At 60.9% G+C, this 19814-nt stretch carries 15 protein-coding genes; 10 read left to right on the forward strand and 5 right to left on the reverse strand.

Annotated elements, in window-relative coordinates; all coding sequences use genetic code 11:
• Positions 1-59 precede the first annotated feature (59 nt).
• The 9 genes from GA0061100_RS07095 to GA0061100_RS07135 all read left to right on the forward strand — a co-directional run bounded on the left by GA0061100_RS07095 (position 60) and on the right by GA0061100_RS07135 (position 11758).
• Positions 60-491 carry a hypothetical protein gene (locus GA0061100_RS07095; protein WP_075852055.1) on the forward strand — a complete coding sequence of 144 codons (432 nt, stop codon included), beginning with the start codon at positions 60-62 and terminating at the stop codon, positions 489-491.
• A gap of 195 nt (positions 492-686) precedes the next feature.
• Positions 687-1829: a c-type cytochrome biogenesis protein CcmI gene (gene ccmI / locus GA0061100_RS07100; RefSeq protein WP_075852056.1), complete on the forward strand. Its 1143-nt coding sequence runs from the start codon at positions 687-689 to the stop codon at positions 1827-1829.
• Positions 1826-2275, forward strand: coding sequence for a cytochrome c maturation protein CcmE (gene ccmE, locus GA0061100_RS07105; RefSeq protein WP_075852057.1), 450 nt, complete (start codon positions 1826-1828; stop codon positions 2273-2275). Before ccmI ends, ccmE begins: the two co-directional genes overlap by 4 nt.
• Positions 2272-4260, forward strand: coding sequence for a heme lyase CcmF/NrfE family subunit (locus GA0061100_RS07110; RefSeq protein ID WP_075852058.1), 1989 nt, complete (start codon positions 2272-2274; stop codon positions 4258-4260). The genes ccmE and GA0061100_RS07110 overlap by 4 nt, the downstream gene beginning before the upstream one ends.
• Entirely contained in the window at positions 4257-4763 is a 507-nt protein-coding gene (locus GA0061100_RS07115) for a cytochrome c-type biogenesis protein (protein WP_208621520.1), read from the forward strand. Before GA0061100_RS07110 ends, GA0061100_RS07115 begins: the two co-directional genes overlap by 4 nt.
• 168 nt (positions 4764-4931) lie before the next feature.
• Complete coding sequence (locus GA0061100_RS07120) at positions 4932-6488, forward strand: Do family serine endopeptidase (RefSeq protein WP_075852059.1); 1557 nt, start codon at positions 4932-4934, stop codon at positions 6486-6488.
• 104 nt (positions 6489-6592) lie between these two features.
• A complete protein-coding gene (locus GA0061100_RS07125) occupies positions 6593-7351 on the forward strand; it encodes a response regulator transcription factor (protein WP_075852060.1) in 759 nt (252 codons plus the stop codon).
• Complete coding sequence (locus GA0061100_RS07130) at positions 7348-8763, forward strand: sensor histidine kinase (protein WP_075852061.1); 1416 nt, start codon at positions 7348-7350, stop codon at positions 8761-8763. The genes GA0061100_RS07125 and GA0061100_RS07130 overlap by 4 nt, the downstream gene beginning before the upstream one ends.
• 40 nt (positions 8764-8803) lie before the next feature.
• Positions 8804-11758 carry a bifunctional [glutamine synthetase] adenylyltransferase/[glutamine synthetase]-adenylyl-L-tyrosine phosphorylase gene (locus GA0061100_RS07135; RefSeq protein WP_075852062.1) on the forward strand — a complete coding sequence of 985 codons (2955 nt, stop codon included), beginning with the start codon at positions 8804-8806 and terminating at the stop codon, positions 11756-11758.
• On the opposite strand, the gene GA0061100_RS07140 is transcribed toward GA0061100_RS07135, so the two are convergent.
• Positions 11759-14074, reverse strand: a complete 2316-nt coding sequence (locus GA0061100_RS07140; RefSeq protein WP_075852063.1) for a PAS domain-containing sensor histidine kinase — start codon at positions 14072-14074, stop codon at positions 11759-11761.
• A 229-nt stretch (positions 14075-14303) separates the two neighbouring features.
• Complete coding sequence (gene pepN / locus GA0061100_RS07145) at positions 14304-16952, reverse strand: aminopeptidase N (RefSeq protein ID WP_075852064.1); 2649 nt, start codon at positions 16950-16952, stop codon at positions 14304-14306.
• A 471-nt stretch (positions 16953-17423) separates the two neighbouring features.
• Here pepN and GA0061100_RS07150 point away from each other — a divergent pair, with 471 nt between their 5' ends.
• Positions 17424-18275 carry a hypothetical protein gene (locus GA0061100_RS07150; RefSeq protein ID WP_075852065.1) on the forward strand — a complete coding sequence of 284 codons (852 nt, stop codon included), beginning with the start codon at positions 17424-17426 and terminating at the stop codon, positions 18273-18275.
• Positions 18276-18349: 74 nt separating this feature from the next.
• Here the strand turns inward: GA0061100_RS07150 and GA0061100_RS34810 are convergent, their stop codons facing one another.
• The 3 genes from GA0061100_RS34810 to GA0061100_RS07160 form a co-directional block, all read right to left on the reverse strand.
• Positions 18350-18514, reverse strand: coding sequence for a hypothetical protein (locus tag GA0061100_RS34810; protein ID WP_167459817.1), 165 nt, complete (start codon positions 18512-18514; stop codon positions 18350-18352).
• A 59-nt stretch (positions 18515-18573) separates the two neighbouring features.
• Positions 18574-18765, reverse strand: a complete 192-nt coding sequence (locus tag GA0061100_RS07155; protein ID WP_075852066.1) for a hypothetical protein — start codon at positions 18763-18765, stop codon at positions 18574-18576.
• Between the two features lie 138 nt (positions 18766-18903).
• Positions 18904-19791: a uracil-DNA glycosylase gene (locus GA0061100_RS07160; protein ID WP_075852067.1), complete on the reverse strand. Its 888-nt coding sequence runs from the start codon at positions 19789-19791 to the stop codon at positions 18904-18906.
• Positions 19792-19814 lie beyond the last annotated feature (23 nt).

Genomic DNA, 19814 nt, shown 5'->3' on the forward strand with positions numbered 1-19814 from the left:
TCATGATGATGCCGCAGCGCAGTACCTATGGTTTTGCTTTTTGATACTGGTTCGGTTGTATGAAGCTTCGTACCTTTTTTCTAATTGTCCCCTCTCTTTTCGCCGCGATTGCGCTTTCAGGTTGCTCGACGACGAGCGGCTTGGGGGGCGGCAAGAGCCTGTTTTCGTCAGCGAAGCCTCCGGCCTCCGCAACCTTCATCAATGCTCTTGATGGTGGCATCGTCGAGCGTACCGGCATCAAGCTCAGCGACAATGACAAGCAGCGCGCGCTGGAAGCCGAATATCGGGCGCTTGAGACCTCGCCTCTTGGCCAGCCTGTGGCATGGAAGGGCAGGAATGCAAGTGGCGAGGTTGTTCCCGCTGCACCCTATCAGGTCGGTTCCCAGAATTGCCGGCAATATACCCATACCGTTACCGTTGACGGCAAGCCGACGACGGCGCGGGGAGCGGCCTGCCGCAATGACGACGGTACCTGGACGCCGCTCGATTAAAGCAATTTCAGGAAAAGTGCGCAGCGGTTTTCCGTCCGGAATTGCGTAAAAATAAAGGATGGAGCATTTCGCGATTCGAAGAAAAGCGGAAAGGCTCCAGGTTTCCGCGCCGAAAGGCGCGGCCAAACGCCTCAAATCTTCGTCAGTGAGCCTTTCCTGGTTGGAATAAGCGCCCCGTTAAAGTATTGGGCGTCTATGCTGTTCTGGATTCTCGTGGCCGTTCTTACGGCGGTTGTCGGCGCTGTGCTGCTCTATCCTCTTCTGCGTGGTGCGAAGGAGGCGGAGGACTGTCGTTCCGGCGAGGCCGAGGTCTATCGCGATCAGCTTCGTGAATTGGAGCGCGATCTTGCCGGTGGCCTCATCTCCGCGCAGGAGGCCGGCTATGCCCGTGCCGAAATCGGACGGCGCCTTATTGCTGCGGCGAAGGACGAGAAGACGGCAGCGAAATCGCCTGCGCATGGCAGCTATCGTCTTGCCCAGGCCTTCATCATCGTCGTTCTTCCGGCGGTGGGTCTCTGTCTCTATCTTACCAATGGCGATCCCGGCCTGCCGTCGCAGCCGTTGGAAGCGCGGCTGGAGAAGCCCGGAAACGATCTTGCCATCTCGATCGTCAAGATCGAGCAGCATCTCGCCAAGAATCCGGATGACGCCAAGGGCTGGGAAGTTCTTGCGCCGATCTATTTCAAGACCAACCGCATCGGCGATGCGGAGCTGGCTTACCGCAACGTCATCCGCCTGCTGGGGCCGAACGCGACCCGCCTTGGCGATCTGGGCGAGGTGCTGGTCGTCAAGGCCAATGGCATTGTGACGGCGGAGGCGCGCAGCGTGCTGCAGCAATCCCAGGCGCTCGATGCCGCCAATCCTCGCACGATGTTCTATCTGGCGCTGGCGCTGGAGCAGGAAGGCAAGGCGGCCGATGCGAAGACTGCCTTTGAGGCTCTGGCGAAACAATCGCCGCCGGACGCGCCCTGGCTTGCTGCCGTCAACGAGCACATCGTCAAGAATGGCGGCCAGGCGATAGCCTCCGCCAATGCCAACGCACCCGGCAATCCGACCGCGGAGGACGTCGCTGCGGCCAATGCGCTGAGCAGCGGCGATCGCCAGCAGATGATCCGCGGCATGGTCGACAGCCTCGATGCCAAGCTCAAGGAAGATCCGAAGAATTTCGAAGGCTGGATGCGATTGATCCGCTCCTATGCGGTGCTGAATGATCGGGAGCGTGCAGCGGATGCGTTGAAGCGCGGTCTCGTGGCCTTTCCGGCCGATGGAGGAGAAGGCCAGCAGCTTCTGGCGCTGGCGAAGGAATTGGGACTGCCGACGGAGGTGAAGCAGCAATGACCCGCAAGCAGAAACGTCTGGCTGTGATTGCCGGCGGCATGGGGTTCATCGCCGCCGCCGTGCTGCTCGTCCTCTTCGCCTTCAGCCAGTCGGTCGCCTATTTCTACATGCCGGCCGATCTTGCAAAGACACCGGTCAATGCGGGCACGCTGATCCGTCTTGGCGGCCTCGTCGGTGAGGGATCGATCGTGCGCGGTCAGGGCACGCAGGTTCAGTTCTCTGTCACGGATGGCACCGATACGATCAAGGTGAAATACGACGGCATCCTGCCGGATCTCTTCCGTGAAGGGCAGGGCGTGGTCACCGAAGGCAAGTTCGAACCGGGCAGCGACGTTTTCATTGCCGATAGCGTGCTTGCCAAGCATGATGAGCGCTACATGCCGAAGCAGGTCGCCGACAAGCTGAAGGCCGATGGCGTGTGGAAGGGCGAGGAGGCCAGCCAATGATCATCGAGCTCGGACATTATGCCCTCGTGCTGGCGCTCGCGACCGCGCTGATCGTCTCCATCCTGCCTGTCGTCGGCGCCCGGCGGGGCGACGTGTCGATGATGGATATCGCCCCGGTCGGCTCGATCGTCATGTTCCTTCTGGTTGCTTTCTCCTTCGGCGTGCTGAGCTATGCCTACGTCGCCTCCGATTTCTCCGTCCTCAACGTCTGGGCCAATTCCCATTCGCTGATGCCGCTGATCTTCAAGATCTCCGGCGTTTGGGGCAATCACGAGGGATCGATGATGCTCTGGCTGCTGATCCTGGCGCTGTTCAGCGCGCTTGTGGCCCTATACGGCCGCAATCTGCCCGATGTGCTGCGCGCCAATGTGCTGGCTGTTCAGGCCTGGATATCCTCGGCCTTCCTGGTCTTTATCCTGCTCACCTCCAATCCCTTCATCCGGCTCAACCCAGCTCCGGCCGAGGGCAAGGATCTCAACCCGGTCCTGCAGGATATCGGGCTGGCGATCCATCCGCCCTTGCTCTATCTCGGCTATGTCGGCTTTTCCGTCTGCTTCTCTTTTGCCGTCGCCGCACTTCTGGAAGGGCGTATCGATGCCGCCTGGGCGCGCTGGGTCCGTCCCTGGACGCTGGCTGCGTGGAGCTTCCTGACGCTTGGCATTGCCATGGGCTCCTATTGGGCCTATTACGAGCTCGGCTGGGGCGGCTGGTGGTTCTGGGATCCGGTGGAAAACGCCTCCTTCATGCCCTGGCTCGCCGGCACGGCGCTGCTGCATTCGGCACTCGTCATGGAAAAGCGTGACGCGCTGAAGATCTGGACGGTGCTGCTTGCCATCCTCACCTTCTCTCTGTCGCTGCTCGGCACCTTCCTCGTCCGCTCCGGCGTGCTGACGTCAGTCCATTCCTTCGCCAGCGACCCGACGCGCGGTATCTTCATTCTCTGCATTCTCCTCGTCTTCATTGGCGGCGCGCTGTCGCTCTTCGCTTTGCGGGCGCCGAAGCTTGCCGCCGGCGGATTGTTCGCGCCGATCTCGCGCGAGGGCGCGCTGGTGCTGAACAACCTGATCCTGACGGTTGCCTGTGGCACGGTGTTGACCGGCACGCTCTATCCGCTGGCGCTCGAAACCCTGACCGGTGACAAGATCTCCGTCGGCCCGCCCTTCTTCAACATGACGTTCGGTCTGCTGATGACGCCGATCCTCGTTGCCGTGCCGTTCGGCCCGCTGCTCGCGTGGAAGCGCGGTGATTTGCTCGGCGCGTTGCAGAGGCTTTATGTCATTGCAGGCTTGGCCTTCCTGGCCGGCCTTGTCCTGTTCTATGTCGAGCATGGTGGGCCGGTGCTGGCCGCTCTCGGTCTCGCCGCCGGCTTCTTCCTCGTCTTCGGCGCCTTGGCCGATCTCTGGTATCGCGCCGGCGTCGGCAAGGTGGCGGCTGGCGTCGCCTGGCGCCGCCTGAGCGGGCTGCCGCGCTCTGCTTTCGGCACCGCCCTTGCCCATGCCGGCCTTGGCATCACTGTCCTCGGCATCGTCGCCGTGACGACCTTCGAGGGGGAACACATCACCAGCATGAAGCCGGGCGAGACCGCCGAACTTGGCGGCTACAGCCTGCGCTTCGACGGTGTGCAACCGGGTGTCGGCCCGAATTATACCGAAGATCGGGCACATTTCACGGTCAGCCGCGGCGGCGTCGCCTTCGCGGAAATGTCCTCCTCCAAACGGGTCTTTACCGCGAGCCGCACGGCAACAACCGAATCCGGCATTCTCACGCTCGGGCTCAACCAGCTCTACGTATCGGTCGGTGACGCCAGCAAGGATGGCGGCATGGTCGTGCGCATCTGGTGGAAGCCGTTCATCCTTTGCATCTGGATGGGCGCCCTCGTCATGGCGGTCGGCGGTTTCGTATCGCTCAGTGATCGCCGCCTGCGGGTCGGCGCGCCGAGCCGCAAGGCGAAACCGGTCAGTCCGGCCATGGAGCCGGCCGAATGAACAGCTATCGGCTGACATCGCGCGTTGCCGGCCCCCGCAGTCTTGGCGGCACCATGCGGCTGCTTCTTTGCCTTGTTGCACTTCTGGCACCGATGAGCGCCTTTGCCGTCAATCCCGATGAAGTTCTGCCAGATCCGGCCTTGGAGGCACGGGCGCGCACGATCTCGGCCGAATTGCGCTGCATGGTCTGCCAGAACCAATCCATCGATGATTCCAACGCCGATCTCGCGCGCGACCTGCGCTTGCTGGTGCGAAAACGGCTCGCCGATGGCGATACCGATCAGCAGGTACTCGATTACATCGTCTCGCGCTACGGCGAGTTCGTGCTGCTCAAGCCGCGCCTGAGCGAAAAGACCTATATCCTCTGGGGAGCGCCGATCGCACTCTTTCTAATAGGCGGACTGGCCCTTGCCGTCTATGCCCGTCGCCGTACTGGCAAGCCCACCGGCAAGCCATTGAGTGCTGAAGAAGAGGCGCAATTGAAGGACATTCTGGGGAGGTGACGCGGCGATCATCTTTCGTCGTGACATTGCAACGATTTCCTTACATTACGAATTTTTCATGGGGCGGACAGTTCGTTGTAAGGTGCCGTGCCCTATATCTCTACCATGACGAACCATAGCCGGTTCTGCCGGCGTAAATCCGACGAGAAAAGAGAAGGTAACTCGCATATGTTCAGGAATATCAAGGACACCTTGTCCCGCAGCACTGCTATGAAGGCTTCCGTCGTCGCCGGCCTCGCTGTCGCTGCCCTGGCAACGGGTGTTCCGGCTGTGGTCACCGGTGCCTATGCCGATGCCGTTAACGTTCAGGCGCCGCAGGTTCCGAGCTTTGCCAACGTGGTGGATGCCGTATCGCCGGCCGTCGTTTCGGTCCGCGTCGAATCCCGTGTCAACCCGGTTGCCGACGAAGATGATTCCTTCGGTCTCGGCCGCGGCTTCGACGACCTTCCGGACGATCACCCGCTGAAGAAGTTCTTCCGTCAGTTTGAGCAGCAGCAGGGCCGCGGCCAGCAGCATGGCCAGAACCAGCAGAAGAACTCCGACGACAAGGGCCGTCTGCGCCCGGTCGCTCAAGGATCCGGCTTTTTTGTCTCCGAAGACGGCTACATCGTCACCAACAATCACGTCGTTTCCGATGGCGCTGCGTTCGTCGTCGTCCTCAATGACGGCACTGAGCTCGACGCCAAGCTCGTCGGTAAGGATAGCCGCACCGATCTCGCCGTCCTGAAGGTTGATCCCAAGGGCAAGAAGTTCACCTATGTCGGTTGGGCCGATGATTCCAAGGTCCGCGTCGGCGATTGGGTCGTTGCCGTCGGCAACCCGTTCGGTCTTGGTGGCACCGTCACGGCCGGTATCGTCTCGGCTCGCGGCCGCGACATTCATTCCGGCCCTTACGATGATTACATCCAGATCGATGCACCGGTGAACAAGGGCAACTCGGGTGGCCCGACCTTCAATCTCAATGGCCAGGTGGTCGGCATCAACACCGCCATCTTCTCGCAGTCGGGCGGCAGCGTCGGCATCGCGTTTGCAATTCCGGCGACCACCGCAAAGGATGTCGTGACCGATCTGATCAAGACCGGCACGGTTTCGCGCGGCTGGCTCGGCGTGCAGATCCAGCCCGTCACCAAGGATATCGCCGAATCCCTCGGCTTGTCCGAAGCGAGCGGCGCCCTGGTCGTCTCCCCGCAGGATGGTTCGCCGGGCCAGAAGGCCGGTATCAAGAACGGTGACGTCGTCACCGCTGTCAACGGCGATCCGGTGAAGGATCCGCGCGATCTCGCTCGCCGCATCGGCGCGATGCAGCCGGGCTCCAAGGTCGAGGTTTCGCTGTGGCGCGGTGGCAAGTCGCAGTCGGTCACGGTCGAACTCGGCACGTTGCCTGCTGATCAGAACCAGGCCTCCAATGACGACTCGCAGCCGGATCAGCAGCCGCAGCAGCCGTCCTCCGAGAAGGCGCTGGCTGACCTTGGCCTCACCGTCGGTCCTTCCGACGATGGTAAGGGCGTTGCGATCACCGCCGTCGACCCCGACTCCGATGCGGCCGACAAGGGCGTGAAGGAAGGCGAGAAGATCACGTCGGTCAATAACCAGCAGGTTTCGAACGCCGGCGACATCGCCAAGGTCATCGAGCAGGCGAAGAAGGATGGCCGCACGCGCGCCCTGTTCCAGATTCAGTCCGGTGACGGCAGCCGCTTCGTTGCCCTGCCGATCAACGCCGGTTGATCCTTTAAGCAGATGAAATGCATTGGGAAGCCGCGCAGGCCACGGCTTGCGCGGCTTCCTTTTTGGAACATATCAAAGATGACTGGCTCCAAGGCAGGTGAAAGATGACAACCGCTGGCCAACATGCCGTGAATTCCTCCGATTCTGGTTGTGCCGAGGCAGTCTCGGCAGGTAATGTCGCCCACATGAAGATTCTGATCATCGAAGACGATCTCGAGGCGGCGGCTTATCTCACCAAGGCGTTCCGTGAGGCCGGCATCATTGCCGATCACGCAAGCGACGGCGAGAGCGGTCTCTTCATGGGCACCGAGAACACCTACGATGTTGCCATCATCGACCGCATGTTGCCGCGCCGTGATGGTCTCTCCGTCATCAGCGAATTGCGTCGCAAGGGCGTGCATACGCCGGTTCTGATCCTTTCCGCGCTCGGCCAAGTCGATGATCGTGTCACGGGCCTGCGTGCCGGCGGCGACGATTATCTGCCGAAGCCCTATGCTTTCAGCGAATTGCTGGCGCGCGTCGAAGTGCTCGGCCGCCGCAAGGGCACGCCGGAGCAGGATGTCCTCTATCGTGTCGGCGATCTCGAGCTCGACCGCCTCTCCCATGAGGTCCGCCGCGGCGGCAAGGAAATCCTGCTGCAGCCACGCGAATTCCGCCTGCTGGAATATTTGATGAAGAATGCCGGCCAGGTCGTCACCCGCACGATGCTGCTCGAAAATGTCTGGGACTATCATTTCGATCCGCAGACCAACGTCATCGACGTTCACGTTTCGCGCCTGCGCTCCAAGATCGAGAAAGATTTCAGCCAGCCGCTGCTGAAGACGATCCGTGGCGCCGGTTACATGATCAAGGACGAGGGATGAGTCGCTTCCGCGTCCTCTTCAAGTCCACCGCAGTCCGACTTTCAGCCCTCTACATCCTTCTCTTCGCGCTCTGCGCCGCAACGCTGGTCTTCTACGTCACGGCCATGTCGGAACGGTTGCTGACGGGGCAGATTCGCGAAGCTGTTCAGCAGGAAGTCAATCAGGTCAAGCGCGCCTATGACATCGGCGGCCTGAACCTGCTGCTGCGGACCATGGAGCGCAGAGCCCGCCAGCCGGGCGCCAATCTCTATGTCATCGCAGGCCCTTCCGGCGATATCCTGGCGGGCAACGTCGCGTCTGTGCAGCCCGGCGTGCTTGGCGCCGCCGGCTGGACAGAGCTGCCCTTCATCTATGAGCGCTACACGGATGCGTCCAACGATCCTGAGCGTCAGCATCTGGCGATTGCCAACATTTTCATCCTCGACAATGGGCTGCGCATCCTGATTGGCCGCGACCTTGGCGAGCCGGAACGCTTCCGCGTGCTGGTGCGCCAGGCGCTGATGCTGGCGCTGGCGATCATGGGCCTCGGCGCACTGGTGATCTGGTTCGGCATTGGCCGCAACGCGCTGAAGCGCATCGACCGGATGACGGATGCCAGCCGCAAGATCATGGCCGGTGACCTCTCGCAGCGTCTCCCCGTTGGCGGTTCCGGCGATGAGTTCGACCGCATGTCGGCATCGCTGAATGCGATGCTGGGGCGCATCGAGAAGCTGAACGAGGGGCTGCGGCAGGTTTCCGACAATATCGCGCATGACTTGAAGACCCCGCTGACACGCCTGCGCAACAAGGCCGCCGACGCGCTCGACAATGCCGACAGCGCGGGCCGCCGCACGGCGCTTGAGGGCATCATCGGCGAATCCGATCAGCTGATCCGCACCTTCAATGCACTGCTGATGATTTCCCGTGTCGAAGCCGGCTCCGTGGCTGCCGAAATGACAAGCGTCGACCTTTCCTCCATCGTTGCTGACACCGCCGAACTTTACGAACCGGTCGCTGAAGAGGCGGGTCTGACGCTGACGGCCGATATAGAGGCGAATGTCGAAATTCAGGGCAATCGCGAGCTGATCGGTCAGGCACTCTTCAATCTTATCGACAATGCCCTCAAATATGCGACGGGCTGCAATGGTGAGCAGACGATAATCTTCAAGCTCGTGCGTACGCATGACGCGGTCATGCTCGCCGTCGCCGACCACGGACCGGGCGTTCCCGCACATCAGCGTGCCGATGTCGTCAAGCGCTTCTTCCGCCTGGATGAAAGCCGCTCCAAGCCGGGAACTGGCCTTGGCCTTGCGCTGGTCGAAGCGGTCATGGAGCTGCATGGCGGTCGGCTGGAGCTTTCCGATACCGTACCCGACAGTCCCGACGCCAAGGGATTAACGGTCACCATGATCTTCCCCATGCAGAAACAATAGGTTAATCCTGCAGTATCCGCTTGCTGTTGGGGAGAGCTGCATGACGACGTCGCAAAGCGATTTGCTGCGGGATGTTCCGCCCGGGCGGTTGCGGCCGCTGAACCAGGCGGAGGCGAAGTCTGCGCTGGCAGATCTCAAGCAGATCGCCGGGGGCGAGCCTGTCGTCGCCGATCTCCTTGCCGGTGAGAGCGCATTGCGGGATTTTATCGTCGCCGCGTTGGCATTGTCGCCTCATCTGCGTGAAATCGCCAATCTCGAACCGTCGTTGCTCGTCGCCGCGATCGATAAGCCGCTGTCGCCGCAGATCGAAGCTCTGGTCGAGGAGGCTCGGCAATCCTGGCTGCCGGCCGAGGGAGCTTCGCCCTCGGAATCTGAGGTGATGAGCCGTTTGCGTATCGCCAAGCGCCGCGTCGCCTTTCTGGTCGCACTCGCCGATCTCGCGCGCATCTATGACGGCAGGGTGACGACCCGTTGGTTGAGTCGGCTCGCGGAGGCTTCCATTTCCGCGGCCATCGACCATCTGTTGCTGTCATCGCATGAAGCCGGAAAGATCGTGGTCTCCGATCCTTCCGCTCCAAGCCGGAAATCCGGCCTGATCGTGCTCGGCATGGGCAAGCTCGGCGCCGAGGAGCTGAACTATTCCTCCGATATCGATCTGGTCGTCTTCTTCGACGAGATGGCGGGCATCGTTCCCGATCCCGATGATGCCATCGACATCTTTCCGCGGCTGATGCGGCGGCTGGTGCGCATCCTGCAGGAACGCACAGCGGATGGCTATGTCTTCCGCACCGATCTCCGTCTGCGCCCCGATCCCGGCTCGACGCCGCTTGCGATCCCGGTCGATGCGGCGATGATCTATTATGAGGGCAGGGGGCAGAACTGGGAGCGCGCCGCCTTCATCAAGGCTAGGCCCGTCGGCGGCGATATTGCCGCCGGTCAGGCCTTCATCCGCGATCTCGTGCCCTTCGTCTTCCGCAAATATCTCGATTACGCCGCGATATCAGACATCCACTCCATCAAGCGGCAGATTCACGCGCATAAGGGGCATGGCGCGATCGCGGTCAAGGGACACAATGTCAAGCTCGGCCGCGGCGGCATTCGCGAGATCGAGTTCTTCGTGCAGACGCAGCAGCTGATCGCCGGCGGCCGCATGCCGGCCCTGCGCTGCCGGTCGACGGAGCAGACACTCGCCGAGCTGACGGAGGCGAAGTGGATCGACGCGGAAACCCGCGACGAGCTGGCAACGGCCTATTGGTTCCTGCGCGATGTCGAGCACCGAATCCAGATGGTGCGCGATGAGCAGACGCATCTGTTGCCGGAAACGGATGCCGAGCTGCGGCGCATCGCCTACATGATGGGCTTTGCCGACGTATCGGCTTTCTCTGAAGCTCTGGTGACGACGCTGAAGACGGTCGAGCGTCGCTATGCGCGCCTCTTCGAGCAGGAAACCAAACTGTCGACCGAAACCGGCAATCTGGTCTTTACCGGTCAGGGAGATGATCCCGACACGCTGGAGACGCTGCGCCGCCTCGGCTTTGAAAGACCATCCGACATCGCCAATGTCATCCGTACCTGGCACTACGGCCGATATCGCGCAACGCAATCGGTCGAGGCGCGCGAGCGGCTGACGGAGCTGACGCCGGAACTGCTGCGCGTCTTCGGTGAGAGCAAGCGTGCCGACAAGGCGCTGTTGCGTTTCGACAGCTTCATCTCCGGCCTGCCGGCGGGCATCCAGCTCTTCTCGCTGCTCGGGACCAATCCCGCGCTTCTCTCACTCATCGTCAACATCATGTCGTCGGCGCCGCGGCTTGCGGAGATCATAGCCGCCAAGCCGCACGTTTTCGACGGCATGCTGGATCCGAGACTCATGGCCGAGCTGCCAACGCGCGATTATCTCGCCGAACGCCTCAAGAGCTTCCTGGCTCCGGCAAGGCACTATGAAGAGACACTCGACCTGCTGCGCATCTTCGCATCGGAACAACGCTTCCTGATCGGCATTCGGCTGCTGACGGGCGCGATTGGCGGCGTCATGGCGGCCCGCGCCTTCACCTACCTTGCCGATCTGATCGTCGAGGCGGCACTCGATGCTGTCATGAAGGAAATCCGGACAGCACACGGCGAATATCCCGGCGGCCGCATTGCCGTTGTCGGCATGGGCAAGCTCGGCAGCTTCGAGCTTTCGGCCGGCTCCGACATCGATATCATCCTGCTTTACGATTACGACGACACGGCCGGCGAATCCGATGGGCCTAAGCCGCTTGATGCGACGCGCTATTTCACCCGCATTACCCAGCGACTGATCGCGGCCCTTTCGGCGCCGACGGCCGAAGGCGTGCTCTACGAGGTCGATATGCGCTTGCGTCCCTCCGGCAACAAGGGGCCGGTCGCCACGCGCATCAATTCGTTCGAAAAGTATCAACGCGAGGAAGCCTGGACCTGGGAGCATATGGCGCTTTCGCGGGCGCGGCTGATCGGCGGCGACGAGGAATTGGTGAACGATGCGGAGCGTGTCATCGGCGAGGTTCTATCGACAAGGAGAGATGTCGCCAAGATCGCCAAGGATGTTCGCGAGATGCGTGCCCTGATCGAACAGGAAAAGCCGCCGGAAAGCATTTGGGATCTGAAGCTGATTCCCGGCGGCCTGATCGATATCGAGTTCATCGCGCAATATCTGCGGCTGATCGCGCCGGTCCACGGCGTCGGTATCGACGCAAACGGCCTCAGCACGGCCGAAGCATTGAAATTGCTCGGTGGCAGCCTGATGGATCGCAATGATCTCGACGTTTGCCTGGAGGCCCTGCAACTCTACACGGAAGTATCGCAGCTTATCCGCCTTTGCATTGACGGCACGTTCGATCCGAAAAATACGCCTTCCGGCCTGATCGAGCTGGTCTGCCGCGCCGGCGATTGCCCTGATATCCGCACGTTGGAAGCCGAGCTGAAGCGCTTGTCGAAGGCGGTGCGGAAAATATTCCAGGCGACGGTTGGAAGCTGATCAGCGCTGATCCGGGATACGGATCGCGATCACGGTGCCGATGCCCTCGCGCGAGCGGATGCGCATGCGGCCATGATGCAGGGCGGTCAGTGATCTGGAAATGGCGAGCCCGAGGCCGGAGCCGCCCTTGCTCTTCGCATATTGGCTCTGCACCTGCTCGAAGGGCTGGCCGATCTTGCTCAGTGCCGATTTCGGTATGCCGATGCCGGTATCGGCGATGACGAGCATGACCGCATCATCGACCCTGCGTGTGCGAACCGCGATGCGGCCGCCATCATTGGTGAATTTCACCGCATTGGAGAGCAGGTTCAGCACGATCTGCTTCATTGCCCGCCGGTCGGCATTGAGCTTGATGTCGGAAGAAATGGTCTGCTCGACGAGAATGTTCTTCTGCGCGGCCGGAATACGGGTGAAACGCAGGCATTCCTCGATGAGCGGCGCGAGATTGATCGGTTCGCAGGAGAGCTTCATATGCCCAGCTTCGATCTTGGACATGTCGAGAATGTCGTTGATGACATTGAGCAAATGCTTGCCGCTGTCGTGAATGTCCTTGGCATATTCGTTGTAGCGGGCGGAACCGAGCGGACCGAACATCTGGTCCTGCAGGATTTCCGAGAAGCCGAGAATGGCATTGAGCGGCGTGCGCAGCTCGTGCGACATGTTGGCGAGGAATTCCGATTTGGCCTTGTTGGCGGCTTCGGCGCGTTCCTTCTCCGCGAGATAGTTGGTGTTGGCGGTCGAAAGCTCCGCCTTCTGCTTTTCCAGGATCTGTCGTGATGCGGAGAGATCGTTGATGGTTGCCATCAGCCGGCGTTCGGACTCGCGAAGGCGCTCCTGATTGCGCTTCAGCTGCGTGATATCGGTGCCGACGGAGACGAGGCCGCCGTCGCGGGTGCGGCGTTCGTTGATCTGCAGCCAGCGCTCGTCGGCGAGCTGCACTTCCGTCGTCTGCGAATGGTTGGAGCGGCCGGGATCGACGATGCGACGCTCGATGACAGGGCGGGCGGCAGCGGCATTGACGACGGCGCGCTCGGTGCCGGGCACGAGCACATTGTCCGGCAAGCCATAGGCCTGCTGGAAATGGGCATTGCACATCACGAGGCGATCGTTCTTGTCCCACAGCACGAAGGCTTCGGACGTACACTCGATCGCATCGGCCAGTCTCTGGTCGGCCTCGGCATAGCGTTGCGCCAGCCGGTGCTGTTCGGTCACATCCATGGCGATGCCGATCATGTGGACGCGGCCGGAATTGGTGCGGATCACCTGGGCGCGGGCGCGCATCCAGACATAATGCCCCTTGGCGTGGCGAATGCGCAGGATCTGGTCCACCTGGCCGGCATTACCGCGGGTGACTGTGCGAGCAAGCATATGCAGGCTGTTGTCATCCGGATGCATCAGCCGCGCCGCATCTGTAAAGGCGAGCGGCTTGTCGGCGACCGGCAGCCCCAGCATGTCGTACATCGACCGCGACCAGAAGAACTGGCGGCTGGTGAAATCGAAATCCCAGAGGCCGCAGCGTCCGCGCGACAGCGCGGTCTCGACCCTCAGGTTGGATTCAAGGAAGATTTCGTCCGCGTCCCTGGCGCGTTTCACCTGGGTGTAATAGGCGTAGAGGATGACGAGCAGGATGGAGGATATGCCGGCAAACAGCGTCACGTTCAGCGTCAGCTCGTCGCGCCAAAGCTTGTCGATCTGGTCCATCGATGCAGCCGACAGGATGAAATCGCCTTTGTCGCCGATCAGGGAAATCGCCGCATAGTAGGGTTCGCCGCCGATCATTGTCTCGATCACGCCGGCATGGTCCCCGAAACTGCGGATGGCCGACACTTCCGGAAAGAAGTCGGAGACCAGCATGCCGATATAGCCGGAGCCTGCCGCGGATGAACCGAACACCCGTCCGCTCGACTGCACGAGCAGAACGAAGGCGCCGATATCCAGCCGATCCTGCGGCAGGTAGGAGGCGAGTTTCCGCTCGGCGCCGCTGCGGTCGCCTGCCTGAAACAGGCTGGCGTCATTCGAAAAGGCTGCGGATGCGGCGGCGATGGAAAGCGAGGTCGTGCGGCGGGCGGACGCCGCCATCCGGCTATGTTCCGTGATCATGCCGAAGAAATGCGAGGCGGCGACGACCATCAGGAAGGAGACGATGAGGACGGGAATGATGCGCTTGAGAATATGTTCCGTCTGCGGAAAACGACGCGAAATCGTCTCTACCCGCACTCCGGTTCGATCGGTAACGCCGCTATGCCAGGATTTCAGACCGTCGAAATTAACACGCAGCCGTCCATCGGCCGCGGTTGCCCGCCGCACGTCCACCATCGCTTTAGCCTTGTCCCTCGTGTGATTCGCTGCGCCGCTCGCCCGAATCTGCCCTAATGAATCATTCGTGATTCGGCTTGTCCAGAGGGTGCGGTAAAACTTTCTTAACCATCTGCGATTTCAGCATATTTTACACACGCACCGGTAAGTTGCGCACGTTCGGGACTCGTTCAAGCTGAAAAGGCCGATGCAAATCAGCCTTTGAAATCGGCACGCTCGGCGATCGAAATCACTCCTTCAGGATGCGATCCACAATGTCGCGTACATCGGTCGAAAGACCGCCTGCGCGCTCGATCCGCATCAGCGCCGAGCGGGCATGGTCGGCGCGCACTGGCTCCAACAGCCGCCAGGAGCGCATCGAAGTCAGGATGCGGGCCGCAAGCTGCGGGTTGCGCTGATCGATCTCGAGGATCTCGTCGGCGAGAAAATTGTATCCGGCGCCGTCAGCCCGGCCGAAGCCGGTGGGGTTCGCAAACGCAAAGGTGCCGACAAGCGCACGCACCCGGTTCGGATTCGTGCGCTTGAACAGCGGCGTTTCCATGAGCAGCCGAATACGCTCCAGCGCACCGGCGCCGGGGATCGCGGCCTGGATGGCGAGCCATTTGTCGATGACAAGCGCATTGTCCGCAAAGCGGTCGCGGAAATGCGCAAGCGCTGTCGCAGTCTCGGCAGCATCAGGGAAGCGCTGCGCCAGAATGGTCAGCGCGGCACTGAGGTCGGTCATGTTGTTCGCGGCATCATAAGCCGCCTTGACTCGTGCCGGCGTCTCATCCAGCTGCGAGAGATAACTTAGCGCCGTATTGCGCAGTGCACGGCGGCCGGCGCTTGCCGCATCCGGGCTGAAGAGACCTGGCGTCTGCATGCTGTCATAAAGCGCGGTGAAGACGGCTTTACCGGCCTCGGCGACCCGTTTGATGATTGTCTGGCGCGCGGCATGAATGGCGTCCGGATCGTTATTGCCGCCAAGCTCGCGGGCAATATCGGCTTCGCTCGGCAAGGCGAGCGCTTGGGCGCGGAAGGCCGGCTCCAGGCTTTCGTCGGCTGCGGCTGCGAGCAATGCATCGGTGAAGGCTGGATCGCAGGTGATCTCGGCACCCTGGCGCGCATCGCGCGCCGCCTGCAAGAGGTTAGGCAGGCCGAGGTCGAGAAGCGCCTGCCAGCGGGCGAAATGATCGGTCTCGTAGCGGGCGATCAGTGCGAGATCGCTGGCGCTCTGGCTGAATTGCAGGTTGATCGGCGTCGAGAAGCTGCGATTGAGCGATAGGACCGGCCGCGAGGGAATGCCGTGGAACGTCACCGTCTGCGTCTGCTTCGTCAGGTGCAATACGTCGCCGGTCAGCTCGGCTCCGGTGACGGATGCCGGCGTGATGACGGTGCCGTCTTCGGCAAGCAAGCCCGTGCGCAGCGGAATGTGCATGGGCTTCTTGATGCTCTGGCCGGGCGTTGCCGGCACCATCTGCTCGAGCGATAGGGTGAACGTCTTGGCGTCGGCATCATAAGCGCCGGAGGCGGTGACGAGGGGCGTGCCGGCTTGATGATACCACAGCGAAAACTGCGCGAGATCGCGACCGCTGACATCTTCGAAGCACTTGACGAAGTCTTCGATCGTCACGGCCTGTCCGTCGTGCCGATCGAAATAGAGGTCCATGCCCTTCTTGAACAGATCGCGGCCGAGCAGCGTCGCGATCATGCGTGTGACTTCGCTGCCCTTCTCATAGACCGTCGTCGTGTAGAAGTTGTTGATTTCGCGGTATTTCGTCGGGCGCACCGGATGGGCAAGCGGACCACTGTCCTCCGGAAACTGTTCCGATTTCAGGTGTCGGACTTCGGCGATGCGCTTGACGGGACGCGACCGCTGGTCGGCGGAAAATTCGTGATCGCGATAGACGGTCAGGCCCTCCTTGAGGCAGAGCTGGAACCAGTCGCGGCAGGTGATACGGTTGCCCGTCCAGTTGTGGAAGTACTCATGCGCGATGATCGCTTCGATATTGGCGTAGTCGGCATCGGTTGCCGTCTCGGGATCGGCGAGCACGTATTTGTCGTTGAAGACGTTGAGACCCTTGTTCTCCATCGCCCCCATGTTGAAATCCGATACGGCGACGATCATGAAGATGTCGAGATCGTATTCGCGGCCGAACCGCTCCTCGTCCCACTTCATCGAGCGCTTCAGCGCATCCATGGCATAAGTCGCGCGCGGCTCCTTGCCGTGCTCGACATAGATCTTCAGCGCGACCTCACGGCCGGATAGGGTGGTGAACGTGTCTTCGACGACACCCAGATCGCCGGCAACCAGCGCAAAGAGATAACTCGGCTTCGGATGCGGATCGAACCAGGCGGCGAAATGCCTGCCTTCGCCATAGCCGGCGCCACCGAGGAAATTGCCGTTCGACAGCAGCAGCGGATTGGCGGCCTTGTCGGCAATGATATTGACGGTGTAGGGCGCGAGAACATCCGGCCGGTCGGGGAAGTAGGTAATGCGGCGGAAACCTTCGGCCTCGCACTGCGTGCAATAGATGCCGCCGGTGCGGTAGAGGCCCATAAGCTGCGTGTTGGCCTCGGGATTGATGACGGTCGTGATCGTCAGCTCGAAAGGCGCGCTTTCAGGCAGGTCGCGAATGGTCAGGCTTTCGGGCGTCGCATCATATTGTTCGGCCGGAAGTTCGCCCTGATCGAGCAGCAGGCCGGAGAGGAGCAGTTCATCGCCATCGAGCACGAGGGGTGCCTTGGGATCGATACCTTCGCGGCGATGAAAGATCAGCCTTGCCTCCACCTTGGTCTCAGTCGGATGCAGATCGAAGGTGAGGTCCACGCGTTCCAGAACGAAGTCGGTGGGACGATAGTCTGCCAGATTGATGATCTGGCCGGTGTCTGTACGCATGGTCTATCCTGATCAGGCTATGCTGTGGCGGGCGCAGTCCGAAGTCCTCCTCCAGACTGAAAGTGGCCGCATCATTACACCGAAATCTGAACCAAAGTTAAAGTCATATCGCAATGCCGATATGTTTTGTTATGGCACAACAAGTATTCGCTCGCCAGGCCGCTCTCATTTCAGCTATTCGAATGAAAACCGGTAACTCTCCGCCCGCATTTGCAGATTGGCAGTGCAATTGCTACCATAACGTTCAGGTGGATCATCATGACTGCATTACCGTCAAATGCAGGCCGTTACGGTAGGGAAACAATAATTTAAAGTAAATTATTTGTTTAACCTCTTGCGATATAAGAGCGTTTGCATAACTATAGCATGCTATTAGATGTCGGAATTATGATCGATTCCGGTGATTTCGTTCACAAAAATGAAACATCCACTTTCTGTTGCTTTTTAAGAAGGGCACCCCAGGAGGCCCGATTGAGTTTTCCCATCGAGCAACTTGCTCGTCATCCCAAGTTCGTAGCATCCCTGAGCTTTCTCTCCGAGACATTGCGTAACCGTTATGACAGCGGCCCAAGGGTTGCGCGCATGCTCGCTTCGCATCAGCGGTGGCTTTTGAGCCAGTCAGCCTATGCGCTTCATCTTGAATATGATCCGGCGGTCCCAGGCTCGGGCCTGACCGTTGTCGCGCTGCGTAACCTCATCACGCATTACCGCGTCGCCAGCCGCAATACGGTCCTGAGTTTCATAGAGGAATTGCTCACCTATCGCTTCCTGGAGCTGGCCCCTGGTCCCGCTCGCCGTCCGCGCCGTTACGTGCCGACTGAAACCACCTACTCGGCGATGTTCGGTTGGTATCTTGCCAATCTGGCCGCGCTCGATCTTCTTGACGATGGCAGCCGCGCAGCTGCACTGGTTGCGTCGCCCATGTTGATGGATCTGGCTCAGCCGCGCATGGCCCGCAATTGCCTGGCAACCGACATCTGGCGTGAACCGCCGGAAAGCGTTGCCCTGTTCCTCTGGACGGAGTCCGGCGGCCTAGTCGTCGACTACATCATGTCTAAGCTGGACCTCAGCGGAGAGGTCGTCGATCGAATCGATATCGGTCGTGTCGATGCTCGCGCGCTGGCGGCACATTTCATGATATCCCGCACCCATTTGCAGCGTCTCCTGCGCAAATCTGCCGATCGTGGGGATATCGGCTGGCATGACGAATCCAAGAAGACGCGTATGTGGATATCGCGCAATTTTCTCGATCAGTATTGCGGATGGCAGGCCGTGAAATTGGCAGCGGTCGATGAAGCTTTCGCCTGGGCGCGGTCCGCCTAGAGTGCAGGCCTCTCTCAGATTTGCCCGTTCGGCTCGAGCCGATGATCAGGCAGCGCAATTCTGCCGATAAAATCTCAAAGCGGGATGCTGGCCGCGGCGATCCGGGCAGCGCTTGCGCTGCTGCACTCGTCCTTGCGAAAATTGCGCGCGCGCTCGAACTCCTCGGCGGCCCGCACCGCAGAGCCGATGTGCCCGACGGAATCGAACAGAGCGATGAATGAACGCAAACCCGATGACATGATGAAAATTCCGATACTTAAACGCTACGCTGAATTGTCGCGCAATTCGCGCCCGCAGGTCAGCAGGCGCGGAAATCGGCGAAAATGGCCGTCGGACGGCCGATGCGGGCGGAAACGCCGGTGCCTCGTGCAGTCATCTGCTCATTGGCAGCGATGCCGAGGTTGCGATGGCTGTTTGTGGCGCGCACAGGTTCAATGGCGCGGCGCAGGGTATCAAACCCGCAGTGAATAGGGCGAAAACGTGCAGTCATTGCCTTGGTTCCTTTCGAATTCCTCCCAAGACACCACTTATATTGCAGTGCAGCATAGATTCTGCAATGCACAGCAAAAGAAGACTGCCATGCTGAAAACGCATGACTAGTGTCATTCTCCGTTAATACCTGGTGGAATCAGCCTAATATTTCAGCGGCGATATAATTCTTGAAGGCCAGAAGATCGCTCCAGGCCAGGCGTTTGTTGATCGGCGCGGTCAGCAACTCCTGCGGATGCAGGCTGGCGATGGCGGGGATGCTTCGGCCGAGAATGCTGATTTCCCGCCACTGTCCGCGTAATCCATGGATGGTTTCACCACCGCCGAAAAAGTGTCGGGCGGTGAAATTGCCAAGCAACAGCAAGGCCTTCGGCTCGGCAAGCGCAATCTGCCGTTCTATGAACGGACGACATATCTCGATTTCGGGCGGGGAAGGGGCGCGATTGCCCGGCGGCCGCCACGGAATGACGTTGGTAAGCAGGATCGCATCGCGCTGCAGGTCGATGGCGGCCAGCATCCTGTCGAGCAACTGTCCCGCCCGGCCGGCAAACGGTGCCCCCTCGCGATCGTCGTCGGCGCTCGGCATCGGGCCGATCACCATGATCCGGCCCTCCGGCGTGCCGCTCGCAAAGATCGTCGAACGGGCGCTGTTCTTGAGATTGCAACCGTTGAAGGCTTCGAGCGCCGTCTTCAGCTCGCTGAGCGAGCGTGCGCTTTCGGCCGCGAATCGAGCCTGCTCCACGACTTGCTCGTCGGGAATGGCCGGCGTAGCCCGCGGCGGTGCTGCTGCGGGAGGTGCGGCCGGCTTTGCGGCCGGGCGGCGCTCGGGTTGTGCCCGTGACGCAGGTCCCGGAGCTTCCGTTCTGGGCTGCACAGCCCGTGCGCCCTGTCTTGCAGTGCGCATTGCCTCGAATTCGGCAAAGCGATCCACCGGCTGCTCTTCCAGTAGCCAATCGACGCCGGCATCCGCATGGAAATGCAGAAGGGCGGCAAGTTCGGCCGGTGTGAGGTCGCTGGCGGAAATCATGCGCGAACTCTATCCAAAGCGGC

Source organism: Martinezella hainanensis, assembly GCF_900094555.1.
GTDB lineage: Bacteria > Pseudomonadota > Alphaproteobacteria > Rhizobiales > Rhizobiaceae > Rhizobium > Rhizobium hainanense.

Excerpts from the sequence above, each read along its gene's own strand:
- ccmE (WP_075852057.1), top strand. The coding sequence starts at position 1,826 with ATGACCCGCAAGCAGAAACGTCTGGCTGTGATTGCCGGCGGCATGGGG.
- GA0061100_RS07125 (WP_075852060.1), top strand. The coding sequence starts at position 6,593 with ATGACAACCGCTGGCCAACATGCCGTGAATTCCTCCGATTCTGGTTGT.
- GA0061100_RS34810 (WP_167459817.1), bottom strand. The coding sequence starts at position 18,514 with ATGTCATCGGGTTTGCGTTCATTCATCGCTCTGTTCGATTCCGTCGGG.
- GA0061100_RS07140 (WP_075852063.1), bottom strand. The coding sequence starts at position 14,074 with ATGGTGGACGTGCGGCGGGCAACCGCGGCCGATGGACGGCTGCGTGTT.
- GA0061100_RS07095 (WP_075852055.1), top strand. The coding sequence starts at position 60 with ATGAAGCTTCGTACCTTTTTTCTAATTGTCCCCTCTCTTTTCGCCGCG.
- GA0061100_RS07110 (WP_075852058.1), top strand. The coding sequence starts at position 2,272 with ATGATCATCGAGCTCGGACATTATGCCCTCGTGCTGGCGCTCGCGACC.
- GA0061100_RS07130 (WP_075852061.1), top strand. The coding sequence starts at position 7,348 with ATGAGTCGCTTCCGCGTCCTCTTCAAGTCCACCGCAGTCCGACTTTCA.
- pepN (WP_075852064.1), bottom strand. The coding sequence starts at position 16,952 with ATGCGTACAGACACCGGCCAGATCATCAATCTGGCAGACTATCGTCCC.
- GA0061100_RS07115 (WP_208621520.1), top strand. The coding sequence starts at position 4,257 with ATGAACAGCTATCGGCTGACATCGCGCGTTGCCGGCCCCCGCAGTCTT.
- GA0061100_RS07160 (WP_075852067.1), bottom strand. The coding sequence starts at position 19,791 with ATGATTTCCGCCAGCGACCTCACACCGGCCGAACTTGCCGCCCTTCTG.
- GA0061100_RS07155 (WP_075852066.1), bottom strand. The coding sequence starts at position 18,765 with ATGACTGCACGTTTTCGCCCTATTCACTGCGGGTTTGATACCCTGCGC.
- ccmI (WP_075852056.1), top strand. The coding sequence starts at position 687 with ATGCTGTTCTGGATTCTCGTGGCCGTTCTTACGGCGGTTGTCGGCGCT.
- GA0061100_RS07120 (WP_075852059.1), top strand. The coding sequence starts at position 4,932 with ATGTTCAGGAATATCAAGGACACCTTGTCCCGCAGCACTGCTATGAAG.
- GA0061100_RS07135 (WP_075852062.1), top strand. The coding sequence starts at position 8,804 with ATGACGACGTCGCAAAGCGATTTGCTGCGGGATGTTCCGCCCGGGCGG.